The following is a 7899-nucleotide window of genomic DNA, read 5'->3' as shown; positions in this document are numbered from 1 at the left end:
GCCCCGCAGTCCCCGCCCCGGCTTCCTGGCCATGGCGGTCCTCCTCATCGTCGCCTCCACGGCCGCGGCCTACGTGGGACTGAACCGCTCGGACAGCACCGCGCCGACCGCCTCCGCCGAGAAACAGCCCCGCACCGACGGCCGGGCGCCCTCCCCCGGGGCGACCGGGGAACCCGACTGGGACGGCAGGACCAAGCTGATCGGCGACGGCTCCACGTCGTACACCGGGCCGCAGAAGGGGCAGTTGAAGCCGGAGCCGCTCAAGCCGGGGGAGAAGCCGCCCCAGTTCGTCGTCTTCTCCTGGGACGGCGCGCTGGAGGGCGACGACCGGCTGTTCTCGCACTACCGGGAGCTCGCCAAGAAGTACGACGCCCACATGACGTTCTTCCTCACCGGGATCTATCTGCTGCCGAAGGACAAGAAGACGCTCTACGACCCGCCGCAGCACGAGAAGGGGTCCGCGGCGATCAGCTACCCCACCGACGAACACATCCGCACCACGCTGGAGCAGCTCGGCAGGGCGTGGCAGGACGGCAACGAGATCGGCTCCCACTTCAACGGCCACTTCTGCGGCGACAAGGGCGGCGAGGACTGGAGCGTCGAGGAGTGGAAGACCGAGATCGGCGAGTTCAACTCCTTCGTGGAGAAGTGGAAGACCAACACCGGCAACAAGGACCTGCCCGCCCTGCCCTTCGATGTGAACAAGGAGGTCGTCGGCGGGCGCGCGCCCTGCCTGGAGGGCCAGGAGAACCTGCTGAAGGCCGTCAAGGACTACGGCTACCGCTACGACTCCAGCTCCAAGGGCGACTTCCAGATATGGCCGGGAAAGAAGAACGGCATCTGGGACTTCCCGCTGCAGCTGCTCCCGTACGAGAGGGGTGAGTACCAGGGCCTGTCCATGGACTTCAACTTCCTCTACAACCAGTCCGACGGTCAGGTCGAGGGCGACCCGGCCCAGTACCCCCGCTGGGAGGAGGAGACCGTCGACACCTACATGGCCGGCTTCAACCGCGTGTACTACGGCAGCCGGGCGCCACTGTTCATCGGCAACCACTTCGAGAACTGGAACGGCGGCATCTACATGCGGGCCGTCGACCGGACCATCGAGACCGTGTGCACGAAGAAGGACGTGCGCTGCGTGTCCTTCCGTGAACTCGCCGACTGGCTCGACGTGCAGAAACCCGAGACCCTGCAGCGACTGCGCACCCTGGACCCCGCCCAGTCGCCGGACTGGTCGACGCTCGTGAAGTGACGCAGGCAACCCCTGGTGTGGAGGGGTTGAGGAGGACATGTAAAGATTCCCTCCCCGGGGCCCGACCACCCCGGGGTCAAGGAGAACTCCCCGTGAAAACAAGGACGTTGAGCCGCCGCTACGCCGCCCTGGCGGCGGTGACCCTCTCCACCACCCTGCTCCCGGTGGCCACCGCGCACGCCGCCGACGAGCCGGCACCCCAGGCCCCCCGCGTCACCGGCGCGACCACCGACACCTTCGGCCGCATGGCGGACGCCGTACTCACCGACCGTACGGCCGCCCTGCTCGACGAGGGCCAGGCTCCCCGGACGGCCCTGAAGGCGACGGGCGGCGCCCGACTGTCCGCCGCCGTCAGCCGGACGGAGGGGACCGCGGTGACCGCCCTGCGCGACACCCGGTCCCGCCTCGCGGCGCTGGGCGAGGCCTACACCGACGCCGACACCGACGTCACGGTGGACAGCACCCAGGTGAACGGGCAGCAGGCCACGGTCCGGGTCACCGAGACCACGACGCTGACCTACGCGAAGATCCGTGGCGACGAGCCCGGCACGACCGGCTTCCGGGCCCACCACGAACTCACCTTCACCGCACAGCCCGACGGCACCTGGCAGCTGTCCGGCCTGCGCACGACGGACAACGGCCCCCGGCCGATCAACGACCCCGCCGCGACGGCGGCCGCCGGTCAGCCCGGGGCGGCGAGCAGCGCCTCCCGGGCCCCGAGCGCTTCTGTTGCCCCTATTTCGACGTTTGCCGTCATCGACGCCCCCAAGGCCGCCACGACCCTCCCGGCGCCCGCCAAGCCCAAGAAGCTCACGGGCGGCACGTACGACTACGCGGCGATGGCCACGTACACCGAGAAGTACTGGAAGGACTACAACCCCGCGTACCGCAAGTACAACTCGCTCGGCGGGGACTGCACCAACTACCTCAGCCAGGGCCTGCTGGCCGGCGGCTGGAAGCAGATCTCCACGGTCACGCCCGAGGAGTACGACACCTGGTACTACGCGTCGAACGGTACGGCCGACGCCTGGATCGGCGTCAACGAGTGGTCCTGGTTCACGCAGACCGCCAAGCGGACCACCGCGCTCGCGAACGTCTACCAGATGGACGTCGGTGACGTGATGCAGATCGACTTCGACAAGAACGGGTCCAAGGACCACTCCATGATGACGACGTACCGCAGCTCCAGCGGTGTGCCGTACCTGACGTACCACGACGCGGACACCTACCGCAGGTCGGTGGCGAGCATCATCGCCCAGTACCCGACCTCGGTGTACTTCGCCTACCGCACCTGAGTCAGGGCCCGGCGTCCTCTCCTCCGGGGAGGGCGCCGGCATTCGCCGCGGCCTCCGCTCGTTCCTCACGACCCGGATGGCGGGCCTTCCAGTACGGGTTGTCGTGCGGCAGGGCCGTCCCCACCCGCCCGTACATGCCGAAGGTCATCAGCAGCAGCCCGTACACGAAGCTGAAGATGACGTTCTGGATGTGGAAGGCGAGGAAGTTGTAGTTCGAGTCCAGCAGGCCCAGGTTGACGAAGCCGCTCAGGATGAACGCGACGCCGATCACCATGTTGAGCGTGGACGCGAAGTTGCCGCCGATCACCATGCCCACGAAGAGCAGCACACCGATGCAGATGGACAGGACGCTGAGCGTGCCGTTCGTGTTCAGCCCCACGACCGTGGCCCCGCCGGTGCTGAAGAAGCCGACCTTGTTGATGAGGCCCAGGATGCCGAAGGCGAGCAGTACGAGCCCCATGAGGCCCGCTCCGATCCGGTAGACCGTACTGAGCCGGTGGTCGACCGGCAGGTGCTCGTCGAGCCGGATCCGCTGCCTGGGTTCGGGGTGCGCGTGCGTGGCCATCTCCGCCTCCCTCGGGCGTGGTGGAGGCCGTACGTACCTTCGTTGCCTTCCTTCAATATCCGCCCGTCAGGGCCGTGGCGCCAACAGCGCGCAGCGCCTCGTGCGCCGCCGCAGGTGGCGCGGCACGTGCCGCCTCACGTGCCGCCCGAACCCCGTTCCCCGCGGATCTGGGACACCACCCGGGCCACCGTCGCCCGGACGGCCTCCGTCTCCGTCAGGAAGTGCCAGTAGTCGGGGTGCCGTCCCTCCAGCGTGACGATCGCGCGCTCCAGGCGGGCGACCGAGTCGTCCAGCGGGCGGGCGTGCCGGGGGTCGGGCGTGGAGCGGCCCGCCATGGCCAGGCGCTGGGCGTCACGGAGCGCGAACCGGGTGCGGTCGATCTCCTGCCGGGGGTCCTTCTGCACGGCGTTCAGCCGCCGGAGCCGGTCACCGGCCGCCGAGACCGCCTCGTCCGTGCTGTTCAGCAGCGCCCGTACCGTCGACAGCAGCGAGGTGGCGTCCGGCCAGCGCTGCTCGTCCCGCGCGGCCTGCGCCTCCCGCAGCTTCAGCTCGGCCTGCCCGACGCTCTGAGCCGCCTGCTCCGGCACCTGCTGGAGGTCCTGCCAGCACGCGGCCGCGAAACGCCGCCGCAGCTCGCTGAGCATCGGCTCCACCTGCCCGGACCGGGTGCGCAGCGCCTCCGCCCGGGTACGCAGCGACACCAGCCGGTGGTCGATCTCCGCGGCCCGCTCCGGGAGCCGCTCGGCCTCCGCGCGCACCGCCTCGGCGTCCCGCGCGACCCGTTCGGCACGCTCCAGCGTCTGCGGTACGCCGTGCTGTCCGGCGCCCTGGTTGAGCTTCGTCAGCTCCGGGCCGAGGGCGGCCAGACGGGCGGCGAGGTCATCGGCCTTGAGCCCCGAACTCCGCACGGTGTCAAGGGCGTTGGTGGCGGCGAGCAGGGCCTGGCGGGCGCGCTCCACGGCCGGGGCGAGCCGGGCCAGCTGGGTCTCGGCCTTGCCGAGCAGTGGGCCGAGCCCGTCGGCGAAGCGGTCCAGCTCCCGCTTGACCCGGGTCAGCTCGTCCTTCGCGGTGGTCAGCTCGGCCCGGGCACGCGAGGCGACCGCGGCCTCCAGGTCGTCGCGGTCGAGGTCATGGGCGTCGACGGCGTTGATGTACTGGTGGCTGACCTCGTCGATGCGCCGCCCCAGCGCGTCGAAGTCCGACACGGCACGGCGGGCGGCGGGGGAGTCGTCGACGGCCGTGATGGTCTCTATCGAGATCCGCAGATCGCGCTGGGCGCTGTCGAGTTCGTAGAACGCCGCCGCCGCGGCGTCCTTCGCGGCCTGCGCCTCGGCCCGCTGGTTCTCGGCCCGCCCTCCGAACCACCGCCGCGTGCCGCCGCCGGCGAAGGCCGCGGGCAGCGCGAGGGCGGCGAGCAGGGGGAGTGCCGTGAGGATCAGCAGGTCACGGGCGGTGGCGACGGTGCCGGCGGTGTCGGCAGTGCCGGCGGCGCCGGACGGCCCGCGGCGACGTCTGGTCGCGTCACGGTCTCGGGACGGCCTCTCCGGGCGGGGACACGCTGGGTGCTGCGCGCGTGACGCAAACGGTGTGTCCGCCGGCCGTGGTGTCGCCGTCACATCCCTCTCCCGTGCTGTGATCCGCTCTGCCAGGTGTCATTCTCCCACCTGGTAAGGACGAACACACGGGGCGTTCAGTTCGCCGTTCGCACGGTGACCGAGCCGTCCTTGGTGCGAGCGGTGACGACGTGGTCGCTGGACTTGTCCCGGGGCACGGACACATCCACGGAGCCGTCGTCGGTCTCGGTCGTCACGCGGTACGTCTCGCGGGGCAGCCCGATGGAGATGGAACCGTCGTTGCTGCGCGTGTCCACCAGGTCCGGTACGACGCCGAGTTCGAGCCTGACCGAGCCGTCCCCGGTGCTGGCCCTGACCTTGCGCGACTCGATGCCGGTCGCGCGCACGGACCCGTCGCCGGTGTGCAGCTCCAGCGGTCCGGTGGAGTCCGTGACCCGTACCGCACCGTCCCCCGTACGAATCCTCAGCGACTCCTCGAACCCCTGCGCCGTCACGCTCCCGTCCCCGTCCTTCACGACGACGGAGACGCCCTGCGGCACCTCGATGCGGTACTTGGTCGAGCACTGGGTGATGAAGCCCGAGCACTTCTCGCGCAACGTCAGCCGGTCGTCCTTCATCTCCCAGGTCGCCCGGGGGTCGGTGCCCGCGACGACGCGTCCGGCGAACCACCGGGTCACCTGGACCTCGTCCACGTCGGCGGCCACCAGCTCCAGCGCGGCGTCGTCCGAGTCGACGGTGAACGTACGGCCCTGGAGAGCGAACGACCGGTGCTCCGGATCCTTGTCGTCCTCGGCGCTGGCCCCGCACGCGACGGCGGTTGCCATGAGCGCCACGACGGCCCCACTGACGGCCACCGCCCGGACACGCGCTGTACGAGCCATGAAGATCTCCCCCTGCTGCCTGGAACCCGAGGTCCGCTTCGACGACGGCGCCGTGCTTCTCCGGCGCGCTTCTTCGCCGTGTTGCTTCGCCGTGCTTCTCCGGCGTACTCCGACCGTAGGGAGCGGGCGTGCCGAGGGGGATCCGGGCCACTCCCGGATGAGAGGTGGGGTTAACCCCCGATACGGGTTTGCGGGGCATGCCGCCCGGCAATGTAGGCTGTCGACTCGTCCGAGCGTGGAGCTCAGGGCGTTCGGGTGCGTAGCTCAGTGGTAGAGCGCCTGCCTTACAAGCAGGATGTCGGCGGTTCGAAACCGTCCGCGCCCACCGGTACGAAGACCCCGGCCGATCGCGGCCGGGGTCTTTCGGTGTTCATGGCCCTTCCGGGGACTTCGTCGTCTCGTGGGCGTGCTTGAGGCGCATCCGGGCGTCGACCTTGTGCTGGGTGTCGACCTCGGCCCAGAAGCGGTGGCAGCTGACGAAGACGGCGAGCTCGCGCTCGCGCTCGCGCAGCTTCTCGACCTCGGCCTGCTCGTCGGCCGTCCAGCCCGGGGACGCGGGGCGCTCGATCTTGCGCCAGCCGTGGTCGTCGCTGAAGCCGTCCAGCGGATCGACCGACCAGGGAAGCCGCTTCAGCAGGGCCAGCAACTCGGCCCGGACCTGATGCAGCTCCTCCTGGCCGGCCAGGAGGTCACTCGGAAAGTCATGGGTCTCAGCCACGCGGCAATGCTACGCCTGTTCGATTTTGGGATGCGAGTTCCTTCAGTTACTTCGCGATGAGTGCTGTGGCGGATTGCTCAGGTGCAGACTGGGCGTATGTGTCGCAGCATCAAGACTCTCCGTCCGCCCGTCCTCCCTGAAGAAGCCACCGAGGACGAGATCCGGGCCGCCGCCCTCCAGTACGTACGCAAGGTGTCCGGCTTCCGGGCTCCGGCCGCCCACAATCGTGAGGTGTTCGACCACGCGGTGGAGGCCGTGGCGGCGGCCACGGCGGAGTTGTTGGCGGGGCTTGAGGTGCGGGGGAGTCGCGCGACCGCGTCTGGCTGAGCTGGGGCCCGTGGGTGGCTTGCTTTCCCGCCGTCGTGGCTTGGGCGCCTGCGGTCCGTCGTGGGTCGGGTGCGCGCCGGGAGGTCTCCGTCCTCGGTCCGGCGGGTCTGTGGGGTGTCGTAGGTGCTCGGCGGCGGACGCCGGCCGCTGCGGGCGGACACCTCCCGGCACACCCCCTGCCGTGCGTACGCGGCTGCCGGGCGGTGGGGGCGGGCGTCGGGTGCGTTGCCTTCGGCGCGTACGGGGTGGCAGTACGTACGGGGCTGGTAGTGCGTGCAGCACTGCCGGCGGAGTGCGCGGAACTCACGGCGCGTTGTGGCGGCGGGTACGCCCGTGCATTAAAGGGGCGCGGGGAACTGCGCGACCAGCCACTACGAAACCCGCAGCCGACCACACACAAGAACCCGGCAGACGAGACCTACCGCTCCCCAGCGGAGCGTTCCCGCATCAGGTACGCCGCCCCGGCACCCGCACCGAAAAGGGCCCCCACGGACACCGCCGTGGCGATCCACGTCGTGCCCAGCCAGTGCGCGCCGAAGTAGCCGAGGGAAACGCTGTACGTGGCCCAGGTGATGCCGGCCAGGACGGACCAGGGGAGGAAGTCGCGGACGCGGCGGTTGGCGGCGCCGGCGCCCAGGGAGACGACCGAGCGGCCGGCGGGGGCGAAGCGGGCGAGGACGACGAGGGCGCCGCCACCCCGGGCGAGGGCCGCGCCGAGACGTTCCTGCGCGGTGGTGAGGCGACGGGAGCGGGCGATGGCGCGGTCCAGGCGCTCGCCGCCCCGGCGGGCCACGCGGTACGCCACCAGGTCGCCGAGCACGGAGGCGGTCGCCGCGGAGAGGAGGAGGGCGAGGATGTCCGGGACGTCGTCCGCACCCGACGCCGTGCCCGCCGCTGCCGCCGTCGCCGCCGTGATGACCAGGACGCCGCTCGGCAGGATCGGGACGAACACGTCCAGGAGGACGGAGACGGCCACCACGGCATAGATCCATGGGCTCGCCGCCAGCGACCCCACACTCTCAAGCACCGACAACTCCCCTGACTCCCCCGTGGGCCGCCGGTCACCGGGAACACCGGGGCGGCCTGTAACAGCCAGACAGCGTACGCCCCGGGTGTGACGGACGGCTCACAGGGGCTTGTGCGGGCGTCACGTGCTGTTCACATGGCGGTCGCCCCGGGAGGGCGGCTCGTTCGCCGGGGGTGGAACCGTCGGGATTCCGCTTCTGGGAAAGCCGAGAACAGGGTGTGGCTGGACTTCACCGCTGATGCCGCCGGGGTGGGCGGGGC

Annotated in this window: 8 protein-coding genes and 1 tRNA gene; 4 read left to right on the top strand and 5 right to left on the bottom strand. The window is 70.6% G+C overall.

Annotated elements, in window-relative coordinates; translation table 11 throughout:
• Positions 1 to 25 precede the first annotated feature (25 nt).
• Positions 26 to 1252, top strand: a complete 1227-nt coding sequence (locus tag FPZ41_RS42555; protein ID WP_228023379.1) for a polysaccharide deacetylase family protein — start codon at positions 26 to 28, stop codon at positions 1250 to 1252.
• Between the two features lie 92 nt (positions 1253 to 1344).
• Positions 1345 to 2547, top strand: a complete 1203-nt coding sequence (locus FPZ41_RS42550) for an amidase domain-containing protein (RefSeq protein WP_322621447.1) — start codon at positions 1345 to 1347, stop codon at positions 2545 to 2547.
• Between the two features lies 1 nt (position 2548).
• Here FPZ41_RS42550 and FPZ41_RS42545 read toward each other — a convergent pair whose 3' ends face one another.
• From FPZ41_RS42545 to FPZ41_RS42535, 3 genes are all read right to left on the bottom strand, one after another.
• Complete coding sequence (locus FPZ41_RS42545) at positions 2549 to 3112, bottom strand: DUF4383 domain-containing protein (protein ID WP_152869766.1); 564 nt, start codon at positions 3110 to 3112, stop codon at positions 2549 to 2551.
• Between the two features lie 134 nt (positions 3113 to 3246).
• Entirely contained in the window at positions 3247 to 4728 is a 1482-nt protein-coding gene (locus FPZ41_RS42540) for a coiled-coil domain-containing protein (RefSeq protein WP_407698897.1), read from the bottom strand.
• 74 nt (positions 4729 to 4802) lie between these two features.
• Positions 4803 to 5567, bottom strand: a complete 765-nt coding sequence (locus FPZ41_RS42535) for a DUF4097 family beta strand repeat-containing protein (protein ID WP_152869764.1) — start codon at positions 5565 to 5567, stop codon at positions 4803 to 4805.
• 253 nt (positions 5568 to 5820) lie between these two features.
• Between FPZ41_RS42535 and FPZ41_RS42530 the strand changes: the two genes are divergently transcribed.
• Positions 5821 to 5892 (top strand) — tRNA-Val (locus tag FPZ41_RS42530).
• Between the two features lie 45 nt (positions 5893 to 5937).
• Here the strand turns inward: FPZ41_RS42530 and FPZ41_RS42525 are convergent.
• Positions 5938 to 6285 carry a hypothetical protein gene (locus FPZ41_RS42525; RefSeq protein ID WP_322621446.1) on the bottom strand — a complete coding sequence of 116 codons (348 nt, stop codon included), beginning with the start codon at positions 6283 to 6285 and terminating at the stop codon, positions 5938 to 5940.
• Between the two features lie 96 nt (positions 6286 to 6381).
• Here FPZ41_RS42525 and FPZ41_RS42520 point away from each other — a divergent pair, with 96 nt between their 5' ends.
• Positions 6382 to 6612 (top strand): DUF2277 domain-containing protein, encoded by a 231-nt coding sequence (locus FPZ41_RS42520; RefSeq protein WP_152869762.1) that lies wholly within the window; start codon positions 6382 to 6384, stop codon positions 6610 to 6612.
• A gap of 418 nt (positions 6613 to 7030) precedes the next feature.
• Here the strand turns inward: FPZ41_RS42520 and FPZ41_RS42515 are convergent, their stop codons facing one another.
• A complete protein-coding gene (locus FPZ41_RS42515; RefSeq protein ID WP_322621445.1) occupies positions 7031 to 7639 on the bottom strand; it encodes a DedA family protein in 609 nt (202 codons plus the stop codon).
• Positions 7640 to 7899 lie beyond the last annotated feature (260 nt).

Origin of the sequence: Streptomyces acidicola, from assembly GCF_009377235.1 — a bacterium.
Classification (GTDB): Bacteria; Actinomycetota; Actinomycetes; order Streptomycetales; family Streptomycetaceae; genus Streptomyces; species Streptomyces acidicola.
The sequence above is the reverse complement of the archived record's forward strand: the minus strand, read 5'-3'. Positions and strand labels throughout refer to the sequence as shown.

Coding starts and splice junctions, on each gene's coding strand:
- FPZ41_RS42545 (WP_152869766.1), bottom strand. CDS start 3,112: ATGGCCACGCACGCGCACCCCGAACCCAGGCAGCGGATCCGGCTCGAC.
- FPZ41_RS42520 (WP_152869762.1), top strand. CDS start 6,382: ATGTGTCGCAGCATCAAGACTCTCCGTCCGCCCGTCCTCCCTGAAGAA.
- FPZ41_RS42535 (WP_152869764.1), bottom strand. CDS start 5,567: ATGGCTCGTACAGCGCGTGTCCGGGCGGTGGCCGTCAGTGGGGCCGTC.